Origin of the sequence: Legionella worsleiensis, from assembly GCF_001467535.1 — a bacterium.
GTDB classification, from domain to species: domain Bacteria; phylum Pseudomonadota; class Gammaproteobacteria; order Legionellales; family Legionellaceae; genus Legionella; species Legionella worsleiensis.
In genome coordinates this window covers 1-228 of the sequence record NZ_LNZC01000022.1, presented here as the reverse complement: position 1 = coordinate 228, position 228 = coordinate 1, and positions in this window count along the sequence as shown.

Sequence of the window (228 nt, the reverse complement as noted above, 5' to 3'; positions counted from 1 at the left end):
GTAACAACCTAAAAGCTCAAGCAACAAGTCAGCCCAATTCCTGGTTATTTTACCTGTTTCTGAACTAATGATGAAAACACAACAAGGGTTGGGCTTGTGAATATGAATTGGCGGTGCGACATCGATAAACCTTGATTACGCTTACGCTGCATCAAGGCTTGTATCTTTAATGTGTAAGCAAAAAAGCTTAATCTCAAGGGCACTTGGGATGGGAGAAGAGATCTTGAA